Origin of the sequence: Streptomyces aureoversilis (genome assembly GCF_042657885.1) — a bacterium.
In the GTDB taxonomy this organism is placed as follows: domain Bacteria; phylum Actinomycetota; class Actinomycetes; order Streptomycetales; family Streptomycetaceae; genus Streptomyces; species Streptomyces aureoversilis.
The window spans coordinates 174,145-200,323 of the sequence record NZ_JBHSKJ010000001.1; the positions used below are offsets into that span (position 1 = coordinate 174,145).

Annotated in this window: 3 protein-coding genes; all 3 read left to right on the plus strand. The window is 76.4% G+C overall.

Annotated elements, in window-relative coordinates:
* Positions 1 to 454 precede the first annotated feature (454 nt).
* The 3 genes from ACFPP6_RS00665 to ACFPP6_RS00675 all read left to right on the plus strand — a co-directional run bounded on the left by ACFPP6_RS00665 (position 455) and on the right by ACFPP6_RS00675 (position 26,170).
* Positions 455 to 5,899: a type I polyketide synthase gene (locus tag ACFPP6_RS00665; RefSeq protein ID WP_382035680.1), complete on the plus strand. Its 5,445-nt coding sequence runs from the start codon at positions 455 to 457 to the stop codon at positions 5,897 to 5,899.
* Positions 5,896 to 10,629 (plus strand): type I polyketide synthase, encoded by a 4,734-nt coding sequence (locus tag ACFPP6_RS00670; protein WP_465269358.1) that lies wholly within the window; start codon positions 5,896 to 5,898, stop codon positions 10,627 to 10,629. The genes ACFPP6_RS00665 and ACFPP6_RS00670 overlap by 4 nt, the downstream gene beginning before the upstream one ends.
* Positions 10,630 to 10,696: 67 nt before the next feature.
* The gene (locus ACFPP6_RS00675; protein WP_382035685.1) at positions 10,697 to 26,170 is read left to right on the plus strand and encodes an SDR family NAD(P)-dependent oxidoreductase; all 15,474 of its coding nucleotides are present in this window, start codon (positions 10,697 to 10,699) and stop codon (positions 26,168 to 26,170) included.
* Positions 26,171 to 26,179 lie beyond the last annotated feature (9 nt).

A 26,179-nucleotide genomic window follows, 5' to 3' on the forward strand; every position in this document is an offset into this window, starting at 1 on the left:
CCCTTACCGGCCCCCGTGCACGGGGCCCGGCCCATGCAGTCCACCGCATGGTCTAGCCGAAACCGATAGATCCTGCGTAAACGTTTCGTCACCAAAACGGATCACGCGTCCAGCGAACCCTATCGTTCTAGGACATCAGCGAAATATGGACACGAAACTTACGTAGCGTGTCACATGGGTGTCAACGGTTGGGCCGGTCCTCCAAGTTCCGGCCCTCCAAGAGTATGGAAGGTCGCTCCACCGCCCCGGGTTGCCTCACGGAAGGCAAAGTCCGCCCGGCGTCCTCCGTGCCCCTTCAGCACCCCCTGCCCCCCTGCCCGGGCTGGGGGGGATAGGGGTTGGCCGGGCCGTCCGCCGCTCCTTAGCCTCCGATTGGCGGGGGCGCGGACCGAGGAGCCCGGGAGCCCCGCGTTTTCCGAAGGCTTCTGTCGATTCCGATCGGACGGCTGCGCTGGTGAACAACGAGGACCGACTGCTCGACTACCTCCGACGGACGACGTCGGATCTGCGCGAGACGCGGCGCAGGCTGCGCGAGTCCGAGCAACGCGCGCACGAACCCGTCGCGATCGTGGGCATGGCGTGCCGCTACCCCGGCGGCGTCACCACCCCCGCGGAACTGTGGGACCTGGTGGCCGCGGGCACCGACGCCGTGTCCGCCTTCCCCGCCGACCGCGGCTGGGACACCGACGCCCTGTACGACCCCGAACCCGGGCGCCCCGGCCGGACCTACGCCCGCACGGGCGGATTCCTGCACGACGCCGCGGAGTTCGACCACGACTTCTTCGGGATCAGCCCGCGCGAGGCGCTGGCCACCGACCCCCAGCAGCGGCTGCTCCTGGAGACCTGCCACGAGGCGTTCGAGGACGCCGGCATCGTGCCGTCGGTCCTGCGCGGCAGCCGCACCGGAGTCTTCGCCGGCGTCATGTACAACGACTACGCGACCCGGATCCGCTCCGTTCCCGAGGACCTCGACGGCTACCTCGCCAACGGCAGCGCCGCCAGCATCGCCTCGGGCCGGGTGGCCTACACCTTCGGCCTCGAAGGGCCGGCCGTCACCGTCGACACCGCCTGCTCGTCCTCGCTCGTCGCCCTGCACTGGGCGGTCCGTGCGCTGCAGTCCGGCGAGTGCACTCTGGCCCTGGCCGGGGGCGTCACGGTGATGTCGACGCCCGAGACGTTCGTCGACTTCAGCCGGCAGCGGGGACTGTCCCCCGACGGCCGCTGCAAGGCGTTCGCCGCGGGCGCCGACGGCACGGGCTGGGGCGAGGGCGCCGGCATGCTGCTCCTGGAGCGGCTCTCCGACGCCCGCCGCAACGGCCACCGCGTCCTCGCCGTCGTCAAGGGCAGCGCGATCAACTCCGACGGCGCCAGCAGCCGCCTCACGGCCCCGAACGGCCCCTCCCAGCAACGGGTGATCCGCCGGGCGCTGGCCGATGCGGGCCTGTCCCCGGCGGACGTCGACACGGTCGAGGCCCACGGCACCGGCACCACGCTGGGCGACCCCATCGAGGCCCAGGCCCTGCTGGCGACGTACGGCCGGGAGCGGACCGGCGGACAGCCGTTGTGGCTCGGATCGGTCAAGTCGAACCTCGGCCACACGCAGGCCGCCGCGGGCGTCGCCGGCGTGATCAAGATGGTCATGGCGATGCGCCACGGCGCACTGCCGAAGACCCTGCACGTCGACGAGCCCTCGCCGCAGGTCGACTGGGACTCCGGGGCGGTGGAGCTGCTCACCGAGCACCGCGCCTGGCCGGAGACCGGGCGGCCCCGCCGGTCGGCCGTCTCGTCGTTCGGCATCAGCGGGACCAACGCGCACGTGGTGCTCGAAGAGGCTCCCGCGGATGCCTCCGCGCCCGCCCCGGACGCAGCGGCGCCCTCCGGGGCCCCGGACGGGACGCCTGCGCACGCTCCGCGGCTCACGGCCGTCCCCTGGATCCTCTCGGCGCGGACGCCGGAGGCCCTCGCCGGGCAGAGCCGCCGGCTGCACGAGTGGGTCGCCGCCCGGCCCGGCGCCGACCCCGCCGACATCGGCTACTCGCTGGCCACCACCCGCTCCCGGTGGGAACACCGCGCGGTCGTCGTCGGCGAGGACACCGAGGAGTTGCTCGCCGGCCTGGCCCGGGTCACCGCCGGCCCCCGCGGCGTGGGCTCCCGCAGCGAGGGCTTCCGCACCGGCGGAAAGCTGGCGTTCCTCTTCACCGGGCAGGGCTCGCAGCGCCTCGGCATGGGCCGCGAGCTGTACCGGGCCTTCCCCGTGTTCGCCGCCGCCTTCGACGAGGTGGCCGCGCTCATGGACGCGGAGCTGGAGGCGCCGCTGGCCGAGGTGATCGGGACGGACGCCGAGGCCCTGCGCCGCACCGACTACGCGCAGGCCGCGATCTTCGCCGTCGAGGTGGCGCTCCACCGGCTCCTTGCGTCCCTGGGCGTCCGCCCGGATTTCCTCGTGGGGCACTCCGTCGGCGAACTGGCCGCCGCGCACGTGTCCGGCGTGCTCTCCCTGGAGGGCGCCGTCGCGATGGTCCTCGCCCGCGGCGGCCTGATGCGGCAGCTGCCGCCCGGCGGCGCGATGGCGGCGATCGCGGCGGCCGAGGCCGACGTGCAGCCGCTGCTCTCCGGCACGGTCGGCCTCGCGGCCGTCAACGGACCGCAGTCCGTGGTGATCTCCGGCGCCGAGGACGACGTGGCGGAGATCGCCGCGCGGTTCGCCAGGAGCAGCAGGCTCAAGGTGTCGCACGCCTTCCACTCGCCGCTGATGGAGCCCATGCTGGCCGACTTCGCCCGGGTCGCCAAGGCGCAGACCTACGACGCCCCGAGGATCCCGGTCGTCTCGACGCTGACCGGCGCCCCGGCCACGGCCGAGGAGCTGTGCTCCCCGGACTACTGGGTGGACCACGTCCGCCGGCCCGTGCGGTTCGCCTCGGCGGTGCTCACGCTGCACGATCTGGGCGTGGGGACGTATCTGGAGCTGGGCCCCGACGCGGTGCTGACCGCGATGGCGCAGGACTGCGTGGCCGACGGCGAACCGGTGACCGTCGCGACGATGCGGCGCGACCACGGGGAGGAGCGCGAACTGGTCGCCGCCCTCGGCCGGTTGCACACCGCCGGCGTCCCCGTCGACTGGGCCGCGCTGTTCGCCGGCCGCGGCGCACACCGCGTCGACCTCCCCACCTACGCGTTCGACCGCAGCCGCTTCTGGCTGGAATCGGCCGGCAGCGGCGGGGACGCGAGCGGCCTCGGCCAGCTGTCCGCCGGCCACCCCCTGCTGGGTGCGGTCACGGAGCTGCCCGACTCGGGCGGCGTCGTCCTCACCGGCCGCCTCTCGCTGTCCGCGCAGCCCTGGCTCGCGCACCACGCCGTGCACGGCACCGTCCTGCTGCCCGGCACCGCCCTCGTCGAACTCGCCGTCCAGGCGGGCGACAAGGCCGGCTGCGGCGTGGTGGAGGAGCTCACCCTCCAGGCGCCGCTCGTCCTGCCCGAGCAGGGCGCCGTGGCGGTGCAGGTGGCCGTCGGCCCGGAGGACGGCGGCCGGCGCTCGCTGGCCGTGTACTCCCGGCCCGCGGACGCCCCCGACGCGCCGTGGACCGGCAACGCCACCGGAGTGCTGGGCACCGTCGGCGACGCCGCCCCGCCCGCGGACCCGGCCGCCTGGCCGCCGGAGGGCGCCGAAGAGGTGGAACTGGGCGAGCTCTACCCGGCGCTGGCCGCGGCCGGCTACGGCTACGGAGAGGTCTTCCAGGGCCTGCGCGCGGTGTGGCGGCGCGGCGACGACCTGTTCGCCGAGGCCGCCCTCCCGGAGAGCGCACGGGCGACGGCCGGCGCGTACGGCATACACCCGGCGCTGCTCGACGCCGCCCTCCACGCCAACCTCCTCGGCCTCGGCCCGGGCCAGGCCGTCCTCCCCTTCAGCTGGAGCGGCGTCACCCTGCACGCCGCCGGGGCGCCCGAGCTGCGGATCCGCATCGCCAAGGCCGGCGAGGACGCCGTGTCGCTGGAGGTCGCGGACGGCACCGGCGCACCGGTCGCCTCCGTGCGCACGCTCGTCGCCCGCCCGGTCTCGCCCGGGCAACTGGCGGGCGGGCCGGGGGAGTCGCTGTTCCGCGTCGGCCACGTCCCCGTGCCGGCCCCCGCAGAGCCGCCCGCCGCCGGCCTGGCCGTGCTCGGCACGGACGACCTCGGCCTGGCGGCGCCCCTCCACCCCGGCCTCGCCTCGCTCGACGGACCGGTGCCGGACGTCGTCGTGCTGCCCGTGGCCCCCTCCGCGACGGGTGACGACGTGCCCACGGCCGTCCGCGCGACGCTCGCCCCCGTCCTGGCCGCCCTGAAGGACTGGCTCGCCGACAGCCGCTTCGACCGGTCGCGGCTCGCCGTGGTGACCCGGGCCGGCGACCTCACGCACGCGCCGCTCGCCGGACTGGTGCGCGCCGCCGAGGCGGAGAACCCCGGCCGGTTCCTGCTGGTCGACACCGACGGGAGCGACGGCCTGGCCGCCGCCCTGACGTGCGGGGAGCCCGAAGTGGCCGTACGGGACGGGGCGCTGCAGGCGCCGCGGCTCACCAGGGCCGAGCCGGGCGGCCGGCCGCAGTGGCAGCCCGGGTCCACCGTACTGATCACCGGCGGTACCGGCGGCCTCGGCAGTCTGCTGGCACGCCACCTCGTCACCGCGCACGGCGTCCGCCGGCTGCTGCTGACGAGCCGGCGCGGCGAGGACGCCCCCGGCACGGCCGGACTGCGCGCCGGACTGGAGGAGCTGGGCGCCGAGGTGACCGTGGCCCGCTGCGACGCGGCCGACCGCGACCAGCTCGCCGCCCTCCTCGCCCGGCACGAGATCCACGGGGTCGTGCACGCGGCCGGCGTCGTCGACAACGGCATGCTCGCCGCGCTCGGCCCCGAACAGGTGGAGCGGGTGCTGCGCCCCAAGGTCGACGCGGCCTGGAACCTGCACGAGCTCACCGCGGACCGGGAGCTCACGGCCTTCGTGCTGTTCTCCTCGACCGCCGGGCTCCTCGTCGGCGGAGGCCAGGCCAACTACGCCGCAGCCAACACCTTCCTGGACGCGCTCGCCGCCCACCGCCGCGCCGCCGGGCTGCCCGCCGTGTCGATGGCCTGGGGCCTGTGGTCCGGGACCGGCGGGCTCGCCGAACAGATGGAGGCGTCCGACCTGGAGCGCATGCACCGGGCCGGCCTGCCGCCCCTGTCCACCGCCCAGGGCCTGGAACTGTTCGACGCGGCCCTGGACACCGGGGACGCGCTCGTGGTGGCGACGAGGCTGGACCCCGCCGCCGTGCGGGCCCGCGCCGACGGGGTGCCCGCGCTGCTGCGCGGCCTCGTCCGGGGCGCGCCCCGGCGGGCCGCCGCGGCGGGCGCCGGAGCGGGCACGGCCTCCTGGCGGGAACGGCTGGCGCCCCTGCCGGACCCGGAGCGGGACCGGCTGCTGACGGAGCTGGTGCTGACCCACGTCGCCGCCGTGCTCGGACACGCGTCGGCCGATGCGCTGGCCCCCGGGCGGGCCTTCCAGGAGATGGGCTTCGACTCGCTCGCCGCGGTCGAGCTGCGCAATCTGCTGGGCGCCGCCACCGGCCTGGCCCTGCCGGCCACGCTGGCGTTCGACCAGCCGACACCGCAGGCCCTGGCCGCGTACCTCAGGGCCGGGCTCGTCCCCGGGCCCGCCGACGCGGCCCGGGCGATGGTCGCCGAAGTGGACCGGCTGGAGGCCGCCCTGGCCGCACTGCCCGACGCGGACGGCTCGCACGCGCGCGTCACCGCGCGGCTCGAAGCCCTCCTGCGGACGTGGCACGACACGCACGGCGGGCCGGGCGGCCCCGCGGCGCCCGAGGACATCGGCGGCGCCAGCGACGAAGAGCTTTTCGCGAGGATCGACAACGAACTGGGAGTCCAGTGATGGAAGAGCCGGGCACCGCCGACAAGCTCCGCGACTACCTCAAGCGGGCGACGACAGAGCTGGAGCGGACCCGACGCCGCGTGCGCGAGCTGGAGGAGCGGGAGCGCGAACCGATCGCGATCATCGGCATGGGCTGCCGCTACCCCGGGGGCGTCCGGACGCCCGAGGACCTGTGGCGGATCGTCGCCGACGGCGTCGACGTGGTGTCCGGCTTCCCCGTGGACCGCGGCTGGGACATCGACAGCCTCTACGACCCCGAGCCCGGCCGCCCCGGCAAGAGCTACGTGCGGCACGGCGGGTTCCTGCACGACGCCGCCGAGTCCGACCCCGCCTTCTTCGGCATCAGCCCGAAGGACGCGGCGGGCACCGACCCCCAGCAGCGGCTGCTGCTGGAGACCTCCTGGGAGGCCTTCGAGCGGGCCGGGATCGACCCGGCCTCCGTCAAGGGCACGCGCACCGGCGTCTTCGTCGGCCTGATGCACCACGACTACGTGGGCGGCACCATATCCGGCAGCATCGTCTCCGGGCGGATCGCCTACACCCTCGGCCTCGAAGGGCCCGCGGTCACCATGGACACCGCGTGCTCCTCGTCGCTGGTCGCCCTGCACACGGCCATCCAGGCGCTGCGCAAGGGTGAGTGCTCGCTCGCCCTCGCCGGCGGCGCCGCCGTGATGGCGAGCCCCGAGATGTTCATCGAGTTCAGCGAGCGGCGCGCCCTGTCGCCCGACGGCCGCTGCCGGTCCTTCTCCGAGGACGCCGCCGGCGCCGCGTGGGCCGAGGGCGCGGGCGTCCTGCTGGTCGAGCGGCTGTCGGACGCGCTGCGCAACGGGCACGAGGTCCTCGCCGTGGTGCGCGGCAGCGCCGTCAACCAGGACGGCGCCTCCAACGGCATGACCGCGCCCAGCGGCCCCGCCCAGATCCGCGTCATCGAGCAGGCCCTCGCCGACGCCCAGCTGGCCCCCCAGCAGGTCGACGTCGTCGAGGCGCACGGCACCGGCACCACGCTCGGCGACCCCATCGAGGCGCAGGCCGTCATCGCCGCCTACGGGCAGGACCGGCCGGAGGGCCGGCCCATGTGGCTCGGCTCGATCAAGTCCAACATGGGCCACCCCCAGGCCGCCGCCGGCGTCGCGGCGATCATCAAGATGGTCATGGCCATGCGCCACGGCGTCCTGCCCCCGACCCTGCACGCCGAGAACCCCACCACCGCCGTCGACTGGTCGGCCGGTGACGTCGAGCTGCTGACGCAGGCCCGCGAGTGGCGGACCGAGGGCGCGCCGCGCCGCGCCGGGGTGTCCTCGTTCGGGATCAGCGGCACCAACGCCCACACCATCCTCGAACAGGCCCCGGCCGCCGAAGCGCCCGGGGACCGGCCGCGCGCCGCCCTGCCCGTCGTGCCCTGGGTGCTGTCCGCCCGCACCGCCGACGCGGTCCGCGCCCAGGCCGGCCGGCTGATCGAGGCCGAGGCCGGGGGCGGCAACGACCCCTTCGACACCGGCTTCTCCCTGGCCACGACCCGCTCCCTGTTCACCCACCGGGCGGCCGTCACCGGCCGCGACCGCGACGAGCTGCTGGAGGGCCTGCGCGCGCTGGCCGACGGCCGGGAGCAGCCGGTGACGGCGGCGGGGCCGGGACGCCTCGCCGTCCTCTTCTCCGGCCAGGGCTCCCAGCGCCCCGGCATGGGCCGCGAGCTGTACGCGGCCTTCCCCGTCTTCGCGCAGGCCTTCGACGAGCTGTGCGCCGAGTTCGGCAAGCACCTCGACCGGCCGCTGCGGGACGTCGTCCTCGATCCCGGCTCCGAGCTGCTGCACCGGACGCAGTTCACCCAGGCCGGCCTCTTCGCCTTCGAGGTCGCGCTCTTCCGCCTGCTGGAGTCGTGGGGGATCCGCCCCGACCTGCTCGGCGGGCACTCCATCGGCGAGGTCGTCGCCGCGCACGTCGCCGGCGTGCTGTCCCTGCCGGACGCCGTCACGCTGGTCGCCGCGCGCGGCCGCCTGATGCAGGAGCTCCCGGCCGGCGGCGCGATGGTCGCGGTCCGGGCCGCCGAGGCCGACGTCGCCCCGCTGCTCACCGAGGGCGCCGGCCTCGCCGCCGTCAACGGGCCGCGCGCCGTCGTCGTCTCCGGCGACGAGGACGCGGTGCTGGCCGTCGCGGACCGGTTCGACAGGACCACCCGGCTGCGCGTGTCGCACGCATTCCACTCGCACCGCATGGACGCCATGCTGGAGCCCTTCCGCAAGGCGATCGAGGGGCTGGACTTCCACGAGCCCCGGCTGCCCGTCGTCTCCAACGTCACCGGGCAGCCGGCCACGGAACTGACCTCGCCCGCGTACTGGGTCCGGCACGTGCGCGAAGCGGTCCGCTTCGACGACGGCGTGCGCACCCTCGCCGCCCAGGGCGCCACCCGCTTCCTGGAGGTCGGCCCCGACGCCGTGCTCACCGGCATGGCCCAGGACGCCGTGGACCAGGTCGTCGCCACCCAGCGCCGCGACCGGGGCGAGGCCGAGGCCCTCGTCGACGCGGTGTGCAGGCTGCACACCGGCGGGCTGAGCCCCGACTGGTCCGCGCTGTTCGCCGGCGCCCGCCGCGTCGCCCTGCCCACCTACCCCTTCCTGCGCGACCGCCACTGGGAGAACGCCCCCTCGGTCACCGCCGGCCGGCCCGTCGACGAGAACGCCGAGTTCTGGCAGCTCGTACGGGACGGGGACGTGCCCGCGCTCGCGGCCACCCTCGGCGTCGCGGACGCGTCCCCCGTCGCCGCCCTCGTGCCCGCGCTCGCCGCGTGGCACGGCGACCGGCAGGCCAACGCCACCGTGGACGGCTGGCGTTACCGCACGGCCTGGCGCATGCTGTCCGCCGTGCAGGTCCCGGCCGTCGCCGGGCAGTGGCTCGCCGTCGTCCCCGAGGACGCCGACCGCGACCCCTGGACCGGAGCCCTGCTCGCCGCGCTCGCCGACGGCGGCCTCGGCATCGACGTCCTCCCGGTGCCCGCCGCCGCACAGGACCGCGCCGGGCTGACCGCGCTGCTCACCGGCCGCACCGGCGTGGACGGGGTGCTCAACCTGCTCGCCCCCGCCGCCCCGCCCACCGCCACCGCCGCCCTCGTCCAGGCACTCGCCGACGCCGGGACCGGTGCCCGGCTGTGGACCGTCACCCGGGAGGCCGTCGCGCACGAGGCGCGCCCCGAAGGCTTCCGCCAGGCGGCCGTCTGGGGGCTCGGGCGCGTGGCTGCACTGGAGCACCCAGACCTGTGGGGCGGCCTCGCCGACCTGCCGGAGACGCTCGAACCGCACGTCGTCGCACGGTTCGCGGCCCTGCTCACCGGCGCCGGCGACGAGGACCAGATCGCCGTCCGCGCCTCCGGGGCGTACGCCCGCCGCCTGGAGCACGCACCCGCGCGCACGGGAGCGCCCTGGCGGCCCACCGGCACCGTGCTGGTGACCGGCGCCACCGGAGCCGTCGGCGCCGAGGTCGCCAAGTGGCTCGCCGCCGAGGGCGCGGAGCACCTGCTGCTCACCAGCCGCCGCGGCGAACGCGCGCCGGGCGCCGCCGAACTGGTGCAGGAGCTGGCCGCGACGGGCACCAAGGTCACCCTGGCCGCGTGCGACGCCGCCGACCGCGACAGCCTCGCCGCGCTGCTGCGCACGGTGCCCGCGGACCAGCCGCTGACCGCCGTCATGCACCTGGCCGGCGTCCTGGACGACGGCGTCCTCGACGCCCTCACCCCCGGCCGATTCGACGCCGTGCTCGCCCCCAAGGCCGACGCGGCCTGGCACCTCCACGAGCTGACCGCGGACCTGGACCTCTCCGCCTTCGTGCTCTTCTCCTCCCTCACCGCCACCGTCGGCGGCGCCGGCCAGGCCAACTACGCCGCCGCCAACGCCTTCCTCGACGGGCTCGCCGAATTCCGGCGCGCCCACGGGCTCCCGGCCACCTCGGTGGCCTGGGGACCCTGGGGCGGCGCGGGCATGGCCGACAGCGACCACGTGCGCGGCGCCGGAAGCGCCCTCGGCATCGCGGCCCTGGACCCCGGCCGCGCCCTGACCGCGCTGCGCCGCGCCCTGGAGGGCGACGAGACCACGCTGACCGTGGCCGACGTGGACTGGACCCGGTTCGTACCGGCGTTCACCTCCGTGCGCAGCAGCCCGCTGCTCGCCGACCTGCCGGAGGTCCGGGACCTGAAGCCCGCCGTCGCCGAGGCCCCCGTGCCCGACGACTTCGCCCGGAAGCTCGCCGCGATGACCGCGGGCGAGCGCGAACGCGCCCTGGTGGACCTCGTCTGCGGCCAGGCCGCGCTGGTCCTCGGCTACTCCGGAGCCGGCGCGGTCGAGCCGACGACGGCCTTCCGCGACCTCGGCTTCGACTCGCTGACCTCCGTCGACCTGCGCAACCGGATCAGCACGGCCGCGGGAGTGACCCTCCCCGCCACCCTGATCTTCGACTACGCGACCCCCGCCGCCCTGGCCGCGCACCTGGGCGGGGAGCTCGGCGGGGCGACGGCCTCCGCCGACTCCGTCCTCGCCGAGCTGGACCGGCTGGAGGCCGGGCTCCGCGAGCTGAGCGCCGAGGACCTCGAACAGGCGCGGATCACCGCGCGCCTGCAGTCCGTGCTCAACGGGCTGACCGGGACGCTGGCCGGCGGTGACGCCCCGTCGGTCGCCGGACGGCTGGAGGACGCCTCCGCCGACGACGTATTCGCCTTCATCGACAACGAGCTCGGCACGACGTGACCCGAGCCGTTCCCCCCGTCCCGCACGCCTGCAGCCGAATCTTTCCGCACAGAAGTGGCGACACCCGATGACCAACGATGACAAGCTGCTCGACTACCTCAAGAGGGTCACCGCGGATCTGCACCAGACACGGCAGCGGCTGCGGGACGTGGAGAGCGGGGACGAGGAACCGGTCGCCATCGTCGGGATGAGCTGCCGCTTCCCCGGCGGCGTCAGCACGCCGGAGGAGCTCTGGCAGCTCGTCCACGACGGCACCGACGCCATCACCGGCTTCCCGGAGGACCGCGGCTGGGACGTCGACTCCCTCTACGACCCGGACCCCGACGCCGCCGGCAAGAGCTACGTGCGCCGGGGCGGCTTCCTGCACGACGCGGGCGACTTCGAGCCCGGCTTCTTCGGCATCTCGCCCCGCGAGGCCGTCGCCATGGACCCCCAGCAGCGCCTGCTGCTGGAGGTCTCGTGGGAGGCGCTGGAGCGGGCGGGCATCGCACCGGACTCGGTGCGCGGCGCCCAGGTCGGCGTGTTCGCCGGCACCAACGGCCAGGACTACCGCGACCTGCTCGCGAAGCTGCCGCAGGACACCGAGGCGGCCCTGGGCACCGGCAGCCTCGCCGCGGTGATCTCCGGCCGCATCTCGTACACCCTCGGCATCGAGGGCCCCTCGGTCACCATCGACACCGCCTGCTCCTCCGCCCTGGTCGCCCTGCACCTGGCGGTGCAGGCCCTGCGGCAGAAGGAGTGCTCGCTGGCCCTGGCCGGCGGCGCGACCGTCATGTCCACCCCCGGCTCCTTCGTCGCCTTCAGCCGGCAGCGGGGCCTGGCCCCCGACGGCCGGTGCAAGTCCTTCGCGGACGCCGCCGACGGCACGGGCTGGGGCGAGGGCGCCGGCATGCTGCTCCTGGAGCGGCTCTCCGACGCCCGCCGCAACGGCCACCGCGTGCTGGCCGTCGTACGGGGCAGCGCCGTCAACCAGGACGGCGCGTCCAACGGTCTGACGGCTCCCAACGGCCCCTCCCAGCAGCGCGTCATCCGCCAGGCGCTGGCGAACGCACGGCTGTCCGCGTCCGACGTCGACGCCGTCGAGGCGCACGGCACGGGCACCACGCTCGGCGACCCGATCGAGGCCCAGGCGCTCCTGGCGACGTACGGCCAGGGCCGCCCCGACGGACAGCCGCTGTGGCTGGGCTCGGTCAAGTCGAACATCGGGCACACCCAGGCCGCCGCGGGTGTCGCCGGCGTGATCAAGATGGTCATGGCGATGCGGCACGGCGTCCTCCCGCGCACCCTGCACGTGGACGCGCCGTCCGCCCAGGTCGACTGGTCGGCGGGCGACGTCCGGCTGCTCACCGAGACCCGGCGGTGGCCGGAGGCCGGCGGGCGTCCGCGCCGCGCCGGCATCTCCTCCTTCGGCGCGAGCGGCACCAACGCCCACACCATCATCGAGCAGGCGCCGCCCGAGGAGCCGGCGGAGGAGGAGCCGCAGGCGGCGCCCGCCACGCCGCGTGCCACGGCAGCCGCCACGGCACCCGCCGCGGCCTCCGGCATCGTGCCCTGGATCGTGTCCGGCCGGACGGCCGCGGCACTGCGCGACCAGGCGGCCCGCCTCGCGGCCGTCGCCGGCCCGATGGACCCCGTGGACGTCGGCTTCTCCCTGGCGACGACCAGGACCGCCCATCCGCACCGCGCCGTCGTCCTCGGCCGCACCCGCGAGGAGCTGCTCGGCGGCCTGACCGCGCTGGCCGAGGAGTCCGCGGGCGCCCTCCGCGGCCGGACCGCCAAGGGGCTGACCGCCTTCCTCTTCACCGGCCAGGGCGCCCAGCGCCCGGGCATGGGCAAGGAGCTGTACGAGGAGTTCCCCGTCTTCGCCCGCGCCTTCGACGAGGTGTGCGGTCACTTCGACGCCGGGTTGCGCGAGACCGTCTTCGGCACCGACCCCGGGCCCCTGAACCGGACGGCCCGCACCCAGGCCGCCCTCTTCGCGGTCGAGGTCGCCCTGTTCCGGCTGGTCGAGTCCTGGGGGCTGCGGCCGGACTTCCTGGCGGGCCACTCGATCGGCGAGCTGGCCGCCGCCCACGCCGCGGGCGTCCTCACCCTCCCGGACGCCTGCGCCCTCGTCGCGGCCCGCGGCCGGCTGATGCAGGCCCTGCCCGCGGGCGGCGCGATGGTCGCCGTGCGGGCGGGCGAGGCCGAGGTGACCCCGCTGCTGTCCGGCCGCGTCGGCATCGCGGCCGTCAACGGCCCGGAGGCCGTCGTCGTCTCCGGTGACGAGGACGCCGTCACGGAGCTGGCCGCCCGTTTCGGGAAGACCAAGCGGCTCCCGGTCTCCCACGCCTTCCACTCCCCGCTGATGGAGCCGATGCTGGCGGAGTTCCGCGCGGTCGCCGAGAGCGTCTCGTACGCCAGGGCCTCCGTGCCCGTCGTCTCGAACGTGACCGGCCGCCTCGCCACGGACGAACCGACCTCACCGGAGTACTGGGTCCGCCACGTCCGCGAGGCCGTCCGCTTCCACGACGGCGTCCGCGCCCTCGAAGAGGCGGGCGTCACCCGCTTCCTGGAGCTGGGCCCGGACGCGGTCCTCACCGCCATGGCGCGCGACTGCCTCGGCGAGGGGAAGTCCGCGGACGCCGTCCTCGCCTCCGCCACCCGGCGCGGGCGCCCGGAGCCGGAGACCCTGCTGACGGCGGTCGCGCAGCTGCACATCGGCGGCCACTCCCCGGACTGGGCCGCGCTCTTCGAGGGCGCGCGGCGCGTCGAGCTGCCCACAACGGCCTTCCAGCGCGAACGCTTCTGGGCCGACGTCCCGGCCTCCGCCGGCGACGTCACCTCCGCGGGCCTGGACCCGGCCGAGCACCCGCTGCTCGGCGCCACCACCATGCTCGCGGACGAGGGCGGCGCCGTCTTCACCGGCCGCCTCTCGGTCCGCACGCACCCCTGGCTCGCCGACCACGTCGTCGGGGAGGCCGTGGTGCTGCCCGGCACCGGCATGGTCGAGCTGGCCGTCCGGGCGGGCGACCAGGTCGGCTGCGGCCACCTGGAGGAACTGACCCTCGAAGCCCCGCTGGTCCTGCCCGGGCGCGACGGCGTCCGCGTGCAGGTGACGGCCGGTGCCCCCGGCCCCGCCGGCAGCCGGACCGTGAGCATCTACTCCCGCCCGGAGAACGCCCCCGCCGGACAGCCGTGGACCCGCCACGCCACCGGCCTGCTCGGCACCGCCGCGGCGGCCCCCGGGGAGCCCCTCACCGCCTGGCCCCCGGCCGGCGCCGAGGAGCTGGACACCACCGGCCTCTACGAGCGGCACGCAGCCTCCGGCCTGCACTACGGCCCGGTCTTCCAGGGCCTGCGGGCCGCCTGGCAGCGCGACGGCGAGGTGTTCGCCGAGGTGCGGCTGCCCGAGCAACCCGCCGCCGACGCGGGCCGCTTCGGCCTGCACCCCGCGGCCTTCGACGCCGCCCTGCACGCCCTCGCCCTCATCGGCGACGGCTCCGACGACGAGACCGCACGCCTGCCCTTCATGTTCGCCGGCGTCTCCCTGCACGCCGCGGGCGCGTCCGTGCTCCGGGTGCGGCTCACCCCGGCCGGCGCCCACGCCTTCGCCGTGGACCTCGCCGACGCGACCGGCGCGCCCGTGGCGACGGTGACCACCCTCGCCTCGCGGCCGCTGACGAACCTGAAGCAGGCACAGGACCCCCACGCGGACGCCCTGTTCCGCCTGGGCTGGACCCCCGTGCCCCAGCAGGGCGCCGCCGCGTCCGACACCGGCCACCGCCTCCTGGAGACCACCCCCGGCACCGGCGCCGACGCCGTCCGCGCGGCCACCCGCACGGCCCTGGAAGCGCTCCAGGACGACGACCCCCGCACCCTCGTCGTCCTCACCCGCGGAGCCGTCTCCGTCGCCGGCGAGGACGTGCCGGACCTGGCCGGCGCGGCCGTCTGGGGGCTCGTGCGGTCCGCGCAGTCGGAGAACCCCGGCCGCTTCGTCCTGCTCGACCTCGACGCGGCCGCCGACACCGCCGCGTCCGTACAGCTCGCGCTCGCCACGGACGAGCCGCAGGTGGCCGTACGGGACGGAGTCGCCCACGCGGCCCGGCTGACCGCCGCCCCGCCCGGCCCCGGCGACGCGCCCGGGCTCGACCCCGACGGCACCGTGCTCCTGACCGGCGCGACCGGCGGCCTCGGCCCCGTCCTCGCCCGGCACCTGGTGACCGCCCTCGGTGCCCGCAGGCTCCTGCTGCTCAGCAGGAGCGGCGGCGCCGGCGACCTCGTGGCCGAACTCGCCGCCCTCGGCGCCCACGCCACCGTCGCCGCCTGCGACGTGGCCGACCGCGCCGCCCTCGCCGCGACCCTGGCGGACATCCCCGCCGCCCACCCGCTCACCGCCGTCGTCCACGCCGCGGGCGTCCTCGACGACGGCGTGGTCGCCTCGCTGACCCCCGGGCGCCTCGACGCCGTGCTGCGCCCCAAGGCCGACGGCGCGCTCAACCTGCACGAGCTCACCGCCGGAGCGGACCTGCGGGCCTTCGTGCTCTTCTCCTCCGTCGCCGGCGTCGTCGGCGCCCCGGGACAGGGCAACTACGCCGCCGCCAACGCCTTCCTCGACGGCCTCGCGGCCCACCGGCACGCCCGGGGCCTGCCCGCCCTCTCGCTCGCCTGGGGCCCGTGGGCGCCCACCGGCGGCATGACCAGCGGCCTGGACGGCGCCGACCGGGCCAGGATCTCCCGCGGCGGCATGGCCGAACTCTCCGAGCAGGACGGCGTGGCCCTCTTCGACCTCGCCCGCCGCACGGGCCACGCGGCCGTCGCGCCCGTACGGCTCAGCCTGCCGGCGCTGCGCGCCCAGGGCGCCGCGCTCGCCCCCGTCTTCCGGTCCCTCGCCGGCCGCACCGTGCGCCGCGAGGCCGCCGTCACCGAGGGCGCGGGCCTCTCCCTCGCCGAGCGGCTCGACGGACTCGGGGGGACCGAGCGCCTGGACGCCCTGCTGCAGCTCGTGCGCACCCAGGTCGCCGCCGTCCTCGGGCACAGCAGCCCGGAGGCCGTCGACCCCGAACGGGCCTTCCAGGACCTGGGCTTCGACTCGCTCGCCGCGATCGAACTGCGCAACGCCCTCTCAACCGAGACCGGACAGCGCCTGCCCTCGACCCTCGTCTTCGACTACCCCTCCTCCCAGGCGCTCGCCGCCCACCTCGCCGAGCAGGCCGCGGGCGAGCGCACCGGAGCCCGCAAGGCCGCCCGCACCACCGCGGCCGCCCGCACCGACGAGCCCATCGCCATCGTCGGCATGGCCTGCCGCTACCCCGGCGGGGTGACCTCCCCGGACGGGCTGTGGCAGCTGGTCGCCGACGAGGCCGACGCCATCAGCGACTTCCCCGTCGACCGCGGCTGGGACACCGACCGCATCTACGACCCCACGGGCGAGCGCCCGGACACCACCTACGTACGGCGGGGAGGGTTCCTGCACGATGCGGGGGAGTTCGATGCGGGATTCTTCGGGATCAGTCCGCGTGAGGCGTTGTTGATGGATCCTCAGCAGCGGTTGTTGCTGGAGGGTTCGTGGGAGGCGCTGGAGAGTGCGGGGATCGATCCGGGTTCGCTGAAGGGGAGCCGGACGGGTGTGTTCGCGGGGGTGATGTACCACGACTATTTCGGGAGTTTCGGTTCCGGGAGCATTGTTTCGGGGCGGGTGGCGTACACCCTCGGTCTTGAGGGGCCGACGCTGTCGATCGACACCGCCTGCTCGTCCTCCCTCGTAGCCCTCCACCTGGCCGTCCAGTCGCTGCGCCAGGGCGAGTCCTCGCTCGCGCTGGTGGGCGGCGTCGCCGTGATGGCCACGCCCGACACCTTCGTGGAGTTCAGCCGCCAGGGAGCGCTCGCCGCCGACGCCACCTGCCGCGCCTTCGCCACCTCCGCGGGCGGCACCGTCTGGGGCGAGGGCGTCGGCGTCCTCGTCGTGGAGCGGCTCTCCGACGCCCGCCGCAACGGCCACCGCGTGCTGGCCGTCGTACGGGGCAGTGCCGTCAACCAGGACGGCGCGTCCAACGGTCTGACGGCGCCCAACGGCCCCTCCCAGCAGCGTGTCATCCGCCAGGCGCTGGAGAACGCCGGTCTGGCCACCGCCGACGTCGACGCCGTGGAGGCGCACGGCACCGGCACCACGCTCGGCGACCCCATCGAGGCCCAGGCGCTGCTGGCCACCTACGGCCAGGACCGCCCCGAGGACCGGCCGCTGTGGCTCGGCTCGCTGAAGTCCAACATCGGTCACACGCAGGCCGCCGCCGGTGTCGCCGGGGTCATCAAGATGGTGCAGGCCATGCGCCACGGCGTGCTCCCCAGGACCCTGCACGTCGACGAGCCGTCGGACCAGGTGGACTGGGCGGCGGGCAGCGTGGAGCTGCTGACGCGGGCGCGCGAGTGGCCGCAGACCGACGGGCGCCCGCGCCGGGCGGGCATCTCCTCGTTCGGCATCAGCGGCACCAACGCCCACACCATCATCGAGGAAGCCCCGGCCGCGCCCGCCCCCGAGCAGCGGCCCGCAGCCGCCCCCTCCGTACCGTGGCTGCTGTCCGCGAAGACCCGGGCGGCCCTGCCCGCCCAGGCCGGGCGGCTGCTGGCCCACCTCGACGCCCACCCGGACCTCGACCCCTCCGACATCGGCTTCTCCCTCGCCACCACCCGCGCCCACTTCGCCCACCGGGCGGCGGTCACCGGCACGGACCGCGCCGCCCTGAGGGACTCCCTCGCCGCCCTGGCCGAAGGCGCCACCGCGCCGGGCCTGGTCGAGGGGACCGCCGCCGGCGGCGCCCGGCCCGTGTTCGTCTTCCCCGGCCAGGGCTCGCAGTGGCAGGGCATGGCCACCGGACTCATCGACGAGTCCCCGGTGTTCGCCGCCGCCATGAACGACTGCGCCGCCGCCTGCGCCCCCTTCGTCGACTGGGACTTCGCGGCCGAGCTGCGCGGCCCGCTGGACCGCGTGGACGTCGTCCAGCCGCTGCTGTGGGCGGTCATGGTCTCGCTCGCGAAGACCTGGAGCGCCCACGGGGTGCGCCCCGCGGCCGTGATCGGCCACTCCCAGGGCGAGATCGCCGCGGCCTGCGCCGCCGGCGCCCTGTCCCTGGAGGACGGCGCCCGCATCGTCACCCTGCGCAGCAAGGCGATCGCCGAGGACCTCTCCGGAGGCGGCGGCATGATGTCCGTCGCCCTGCCCGCCGACGAGGTCGCCCGGCGGCTGTCCGCGTGGGACGGGCGGCTGTCCGTCGCGGCCGTCAACGGCTCCGGATCGGTGGTGGTGTCCGGCGAGACCGAGGCCCTGGACCTCCTGCAGACACGGCTCAAGGACGAGGGGATCCGGGTCAAGCGGCTGCCGGTCGACTACGCCTCGCACTCCGCGCAGGTCGAGACCATCCGCGACCGGCTGCTCGCCGACCTGGCCGGCGTGCGGCCGCGCCCGTCCGACGTGCCCTTCTACTCCACGGTCACCGGCGGGCTCCTCGACACCACCGGGCTGGACGCCGGGTACTGGTACACCAACCTGCGGCAGACCGTGCTCTTCGAGCAGGCCACGCGGGCGGCCGTCGGCAAGGGCCACGGGCTCTTCGTCGAGTCCAGCCCGCACCCCGTCCTCACCCTCGGCATCCAGGAGACCGACGACGGCGTGACCGCCATCGGGTCGCTGCGCCGCGACGAGGGCGGCGTGGAGCGGTTCACCGCCGCCCTCGCCGAGGCCCACGCCCACGGCGTGCCGGTCGACTGGAAGGCCCTGTTCGACGGCGGGCGGCCGCGCCGCGTGGACCTGCCGACGTACGCGTTCGAGCACGAGCGGTTCTGGCTGGACAGCGCGGCCGGCGGCGCCGACGTCACCTCGGCCGGCCTCGCGCCGACGGACCACCCCCTGCTGAGCGCGGCGATGACGCGTGCCGACTCCGACGGCGCGGTCCTCACCGGCCGTCTGTCGGTGGGCACCCACCCCTGGCTGGCCGACCATGTGGTCGGCGGGGAGCTGCTGTTCCCCGGCACCGGCTACCTCGAACTGGCCGTGCGCGCCGGCGACCAGGTCGGCTGCGGGCGCGTCACCGAGCTCACGCTGCAGGCCCCCCTGGTGCTGCAGGAGCACGGCGCCGTGCAGCTGCAGGTGGTCGTCGGTGAGGCCGGGGACGGGTCGGTGCGGCCGGTGACCGTCTACTCCCGTGCCGAGAGCACCGAGGACGAACTGCCGTGGACCCGCCACGCCGACGGCCTGCTGGCCCCGGCGGGCACCCCCGCCGAGCCCGAACTGGCCGTGTGGCCGCCCGCCGGAGCCGAACCGGTCCCCCTGGACGGCGTCTACGAGCAGCTCGCCGAGGCGGGCCTGGCCTACGGGCCGGCCTTCCAGGGCCTGCGCACCGCCTGGCGCCTGGGCGAGGACGTCTACGCGGAGGTGAGCCTGGGGGAGCAGGCCGACGGATACGGCCTCCACCCGGCCCTGTCGGACGCCGCCCTGCACGCCGTCGGCCTCACCTCCGTCGCCGGTGACGACGCGCTCCTGCCGTTCGCCTGGTCCGACGTGCAGCTGCACGCGACCGGGGCGACGGACCTGCGCGTCCGCGTACGGCCCGCAGGAGCCGAGGGGGCGGTCTCCCTGACGCTCGCCGACGCCACCGGGGCGCCCGTGGCGACCGTCGGTTCCCTCGCCCTGCGCCCGATCCCCGCCGAACAGCTCGCCGCGGCCGCCAAGTCGGCCCGCGCCGGGTCGCTCTACCGCGTCGACTGGATCCCCGCACCGGCCACGAACGCCGGCCCCGCCGGGGACCACGAGGTCCTGCACGCCGCGGCCGGGACGAGCGCCGAGGAGGTGCGGGCGGGCGTCGCCGGCCTCCTCGACCGGCTGCGCGACGGCCTCGCCGGGGACGCACTCCTGGTCGTCGTCACCGGGCCCGACCTCGCCGGGGCCGCGGCCGCCGGACTGACGCGCTCGGCCCAGACGGAGAACCCCGGCCGGATCGTGCTCGTCGAGACCGACGGCACGGACGTCCCGGACGACGGCGCACTGGCCGCCGCGCTCGCCGCGGGGGAGCCGCACGTGGCCCTCCGCGACGGCGCCGTCCACGTCCCCCGGCTCGCCCGCGCCGAAGCGGCGGACGACGACGCCCCCGCGGCGGACCTGGGCGGCGGCACCGTCCTGGTGACCGGCGCGACCGGCGCCCTGGGCGGCCTGATCGCCCGGCACCTGGTGACCGAGCGGGGCGCGCGGCACCTGCTGCTGCTCAGCCGCCGCGGCGCGGACGCCGGTCTCGTCGCCGGGCTCACCGGCCTCGGTGCGGAGGTCACCACGGCCGCCTGCGACGTCGCCGACCGCGACAGCCTCGCCGGCGTGCTCGCCGGGATCCCGGCGGAGCGGCCGCTGACCGCCGTGGTGCACGCGGCCGGCGTGCTCGCCGACGGCGTGCTCTCCTCGCTCACGCCGGAACACCTCGACACGGTGCTCCGCCCCAAGGTGGACGCCGCCTGGCACCTGCACGAGCTCACCGCCGGACTGGACCTGCAGGCGTTCGTGCTGTTCTCCTCGGCCGCCGCCACCCTCGGCTCGCCCGGCCAGGCCAACTACGCGGCCGCCAACGCCTTCCTCGACGCACTGGCCGCGCACCGCCGCGGCCTCGGCCTCCCCGCGCAGTCCATGGCCTGGGGCCTGTGGGCGCAGTCCGGCGGCATGACCGGCACCCTCGACGACACCGACCGCTCCCGCATCTCCCGGGGCGGCGTGGCCGCCCTGGAGAACGACGAGGGCCTCGCCCTCTTCGACGCGGCGCTGCAGGCGCACGACCCGGCCGTGCTGCCCGTGAAGCTGGACCTCGCGGCGCTGCGCGCCCAGGGCGACGGCCTCGCGCCGCTCTTCCGCGGCCTGGTGCGCGGCCGCCGGCAGGCGGCGTCCGGCGGCCCGGCCACGGGCACCGACTCCCTGCGCGCCCGCCTCGCCGCCCTGCCGGACGCCGAGCGCGAGCCCGTCCTGGTCGACCTCGTGCGCACGCACGTCGCCGCCGTGCTCGGCCACCGGTCGGGCGACGCCGTCGAGCGCGACAAGGCCTTCCGGGAGCTGGGCTTCGACTCGCTGGCCGCCGTCGAGCTGCGCAACGGGCTGAGCGCGGCCACCGGTCTGCGGCTGCCCGCGACCGTGGTCTTCGACCACCCCAGCCCCGCCGGCCTCGCCCGTCACCTGCTCGCCGAGCTCGTCGGCGGGCTCGACGCGGCACCCGAGCAGACCGCCTCCGCGGCGGCCGACGACGAACCCGTCGCGATCATCGGGATGAGCTGCCGCTACCCCGGCGGGGTGAACTCGCCCGAGGACCTGTGGCGGCTGATCGCCGGGGAGTCCGACGCCATCGGGGAGTTCCCCGCCGACCGCGGCTGGGACCTGGAGGCGCTCTACGACCCGACCCTCGACCGCGAGGGCACCAGCTACGCCCGGCACGGCGGGTTCCTGCACGACGCGGGCGACTTCGACGCCGCCTTCTTCGGCATGGACCCCGAGGAGGCCCTCGTCACCGACCCCCAGCAGCGGCTGCTGCTGGAGACGTCGTGGGAGGCCCTCGAACGGGCCGCCATCGACCCCGCCGGGCTGCGCGGAAGCCAGACCGGCGTGTTCGCCGGCGTCATGTACCACGACTACTTCGGCAGCTTCGGCTCCGGCAGCGTCGTCTCGGGCCGCGTCGCCTACACGCTCGGCCTGGAGGGGCCGACCCTCTCGGTGGACACCGCCTGCTCCTCGTCGCTCGTCGCCCTGCACCTCGCGGTGCAGTCCCTCCGCCGGGGCGAGTGCACGCTCGCCCTGGCCGGAGGCGTCACGGTGATGGCGACCCCGGGGACCTTCGTCGAGTTCAGCCGCCAGCGCGGCCTGTCGCGCGACGGCCGCTGCCGCCCCTTCGCCGACGCCGCCAACGGCACGGGCTTCAGCGAGGGCGCGGGCGTCCTCCTCCTCGAACGGCTCTCCGACGCGCGCCGCAACGGGCACCGCGTCCTCGCGGTCGTCCGCGGCACCGCGGTCAACCAGGACGGCGCCTCCAACGGCATCACCGCCCCCAACGGCCCCGCCCAGCAGCGCGTCATCCGCCGGGCCCTGGCCGCCGCGGGCGTCTCCGGCGCCGACGTCGACGTCGTCGAGGCGCACGGCACCGGCACCACGCTCGGCGACCCGATCGAGGCCCAGGCCCTGATCGCCACCTACGGCAAGGAGCACACCGGCGACCGCCCGCTGTGGCTGGGCTCGGTCAAGTCGAACCTCGGGCACACCCAGGCCGCGGCCGGCGTCGCCGGCGTGATCAAGATGGTGCAGGCCCTCCGCAACGAGATCCTGCCCAGGACCCTGCACGTCGACGAACCCTCCCGGCACGTCGACTGGTCGGACGGCACCGTCCGGCTCCTGACCGAGGCCCGGGAGTGGCCGGAGTACGGACGCCCGCGCCGCGCCGGCGTCTCCTCCTTCGGCATCAGCGGCACCAACGCGCACGTGGTCCTCGAAGCCGCCCCGGCGGACGCCGGGCCCGCCCCGGAGCCGCGGACCGCGCCGCTCCCGGCCGTACCGTGGCTGCTGTCCGGCCACGACCAGGACGCACTGCGCGCCCAGGCCGGACGGCTGCTGTCCCACCTGGCGGACCGGGACGACCTCGACCCGCACCGGGTCGCCGGCGCGCTCGCCGGCGCGCGGACCGCGCTCACCCACCGCGCGGCCGTCACCGGCGGCGACCGCGAGGAACTCCTGCGCGGCCTGCGGGCGCTGGCCGCCGGAACCGCCTCGCCGTCCGTGGTCACCGGCACGGCGACGGACGGCAGGCTCGCCTTCCTCTTCTCCGGCCAGGGCTCGCAGCTCGCCGGCATGGGCCTGGAACTCGCCGCGGCCTTCCCGGCCTTCGACCGCGCCCTCGACGAGGTCTGCGGCCACCTCGACCCGCTGCTGGACCGGCCCCTGCGCGACGTCCTGCCCTCCGCGGAGCTGCTGGAGCGCACCGAGTACACCCAGCCCGCCCTGTTCGCCGTCGAGGTCGCCCTCTTCCGGCTGCTGGAGTCCTGGGGCGTCCGGCCGCACCTGCTGGCCGGCCACTCCGTCGGCGAGTTCGCCGCCGCCCACGTCGCGGGCGTCTGGTCCCTGGCCGACGCGGCGACCCTGGTCGCCGCCCGCGGCCGGCTCATGCAGGCCCTGCCCGCCGGCGGCACCATGGTCGCCGTCAAGGCCGCCGAGGACGAGATCACGCCCCTGCTGACCGGCGACGTGAGCATCGCCGCCGTCAACGGCCCGGACTCGGTCGTGCTCTCGGGCCCGGCGGAGGAGGTCCGCGCGATCGCGGGCCGCTTCGAGCGGACCCGGGAACTCGCCGTGAGCCACGCCTTCCACTCGCCCCTCATGGAACCGATGCTCGACGCCTTCCGCGAGACCGCCGAGGGCATCGCCTTCCACCCGCCCCGCATCCCCTTCGTCTCCGCCCTCACCGGCGCCGAGGCCACGGCGGACGAGCTGTGCTCGCCGGAGTACTGGGTGCGCCACGCCCGCTCGGCGGTGCGCTTCGCCGACGCCGTGCGCGTCCTCGAGGACGCGGGGGCGCGGCGCTTCGCCGAGATCGGTCCCGGCGGGGTGCTGACCGCGCTGGCCGCCGAGTGCCTGACCGGCGACGCCGCCCTGATCCCCCTGCTGCGCAAGGGCAGGGACGAGCCGGCCGCGGTCGCCGCCGCACTCGGCGCGCTCCACGCCCACGGCGGCACGGTGGACTGGGCGCGGCTGCTGCCGGACGGGCGCGGCGTCGACCTGCCCACGTACGCCTTCCAGCGCCGCCGCTACTGGATGGCGAGCGACGCCCCCGGCCTCCGCGCCGCCGCCGACCACCCGCTGCTCGGCACCGCCGTGGAACTGGCCGGCGCCGACGGCCTGCTGTTCACCGGCAGCCTCTCCCTGCAGAGCCACCCCTGGCTCGCCGACCACGCCGTCGGCGGCACGGTGCTGCTCCCCGGCACGGCGTTCGTGGAGATGGCACTCGCCGCCGGGGCACGTGCCGGATGCGGCACGGTCGAGGAGCTGACCATCGCCGAACCCCTCGTCCTGCCCGGGAACGGCACCGTGCGCCTGCAGTGCACCGTGAGCGAACCGGACGCCTCCGGAGCCCGGGCCTTCCGGGTCTGGTCCGCAGCCGCCGCGGGCGACCCGTGGACCACGCACGCCACCGGCCTCCTGACGGCCGGGGCCGCCCCGGCCGCGGCCGAGCCGCAGGCCTGGCCGCCCGCCGCCGAACCGCTCGACCTGGACGGCGTGTACGAGCGGCTGGCCGCGCTCGGCGCCTCCTACGGGCCGCGGTTCCAGGGCCTGCGCGCCGCCTGGCGGCGCGGCAACGAGGTCTTCGCGGAGATCGAACTTCCCGTGGAGTCCGACGCGTTCGCCCTGCACCCGGCGCTGTTCGACGCCGCGCTGCACGCGATCGGGCTGCGCGAGAGCGCCGCCGAGCGCATGACGCTGCCGTTCGCCTGGACCGGCGTCGAGCTGCACGCCGTGGGAGCGACCGCCCTGCGCGTACGGATCACCGGCGACGGGCCCGGTTCCGTACGGATCGAGGCCACCGACGGCCTGGGCGTACCGGTGCTCTCCGTGCGGTCGCTGACGCTGCGCGAGATATCCGCCGACCGCCTCGCCTCCGCCGCCGCGGGCAGGAGCGACACGCTGTTCGCCGTGGAGTGGGTCAAGGCGCCCGGCGACGACATGGCCCCGGTCACCGGCCGCTGGGCCGTGCTCGGCGACGGGCAGGGGATCGCCGGCGCCCTCGAAGGGGAGGTCGCGTCCGTTCACGCGGTCGCGGACCTCGACGAGGCCGCGGCACACCTGCCCGCCCCGGCCGACGTGCTCGTCCTGCCGTACACCGGCGGCGACGGCCCGCAGGCCCTCCGCTCCGGCACGGCCGCCCTGCTCGGCCGGCTCCGGTCCTGGCTCGCCGACCCGCGGTTCGAGGCCTCGACCCTGGCCGTCGTGACCGGCGGGGCCGTCAGCACCGACGGCGAGGACGTCACCGACCTGGCCGGGGCCGCGGCCTGGGGCCTGCTGCGGTCCGCGCAGTCCGAACACCCCGGCCGCATCGTCCTGATCGACCTCGACGCGCACGCCGGACCCGACGCGTACCGGCTGCTGCCCGCAGCCGTCGCGACCGGCGAACCCCAGCTCGCCCTGCGCTCGGGCGTCCTCAGCGCGCCGCGGCTCACCCGGGCCGCGCAGTCCGCCGCGCGCTCCGCCGACTGGCACGGGACCGTGCTCGTCACCGGCGGGACCGGCGCCCTCGGCCGCCTCGTGGCACGCCACCTGGTCACCGCGCACGGCGTGCCGAAGCTGCTGCTGACCAGCAGGCGCGGCCCGGACGCCCCCGGGGCGGCCGAGCTCCGCGCCGAGCTCGCCGCCCTGGGCGCCGAGGTCACCGTCGCCGCCTGCGACGCCGCCGACCGGGATGCCCTGGAACGGCTCCTGGCCGAGCACCCGGTGACCGGAGTCGTGCACGCCGCCGGCGTCCTCGACGACGGCGTGATCGACTCCCTGACGCCGGAGCGCCTCGACACCGTGCTCCGCCCCAAGGCGGACGCGGCCCGGCACCTCCACGAGCTCACCAAGGACCGGCCGCTGTCGGCGTTCGTCCTCTTCTCCTCGGCCGCCGGCCTGCTCGGCAGCCCCGGACAGGCGAGCTACGCCGCGGCCAACTCCTTCCTCGACGCCCTGGCCGTGCACCGCAGGGCGGCCGGCCTGCCCGCCACCTCCCTGGCCTGGGGCGCGTGGTCCGGCGGCGGGGGCATGGCCGACCGCCTCGGCGAAGCCGACACCCGGCGCCTCGCCCAGGCGGGCGTCGCCGGCCTCGGCGAGGACGAGGCCCTGGCCCTGTTCGACGCGGCGTCCGGCCACGAGGAGACCGTGCTGGTGCCCGCCCGGCTCGACACGGCCGCCATGGCCCGCTCCGGCCGGATCCCGCCGCTGCTGCGCGGCCTCGTCCGGCCGTCCCGGCCCGTCGCCCGGGCCGCGTCGACGGCGTCCGCCGCGCTCCGCAACCGGCTGGCGGGGCTGCCCGCGGAGGAGCGCACCCCGCTGCTCCTGGAGGTGGTCGGCGAACAGGCCGCCGCAGTGCTGGGGATCACCGCGATCGAGCCGGACCGCGCGTTCGGCGAGCTGGGCTTCGACTCGCTGACCGCGGTCGAGTTCCGCAACGGCCTCAACGGGACGACCGGCCTGCGGCTCCCGGCCACGCTGATCTTCGACTACCCGAGCCCGCAGGCGCTGGCGGACCACCTGGCCGCCGAACTGGCCCCGGCCGAGCGGTCCGCCGCCGGCGCCGAGGGGGCCGGCGGGGCCGAGGAGGCGGCCGTCCGCCGCGCCCTCGCGGGGCTGCCCCTGGCCGCACTGCGCGACGCGGGCCTGCTCGACGGACTGCTCGACCTGGCCGGGGTCCGGCCGCGGCCCGGCGCGGAGCAGGAGGACGGGAGCGGCGCGTCGATCGACGCCATGGACGCGGAGAGCCTGATCAGCCTGGCTCTCGAAGGTACGGCCGGGGACGACGACGCCCTGTGACAAGGAGTG

What these genes read in the sequence shown, in the direction of transcription:
- ACFPP6_RS00675 (WP_382035685.1), top strand. Translation starts at nt 10,697, where the DNA reads ATGACCAACGATGACAAGCTGCTCGACTACCTCAAGAGGGTCACCGCG.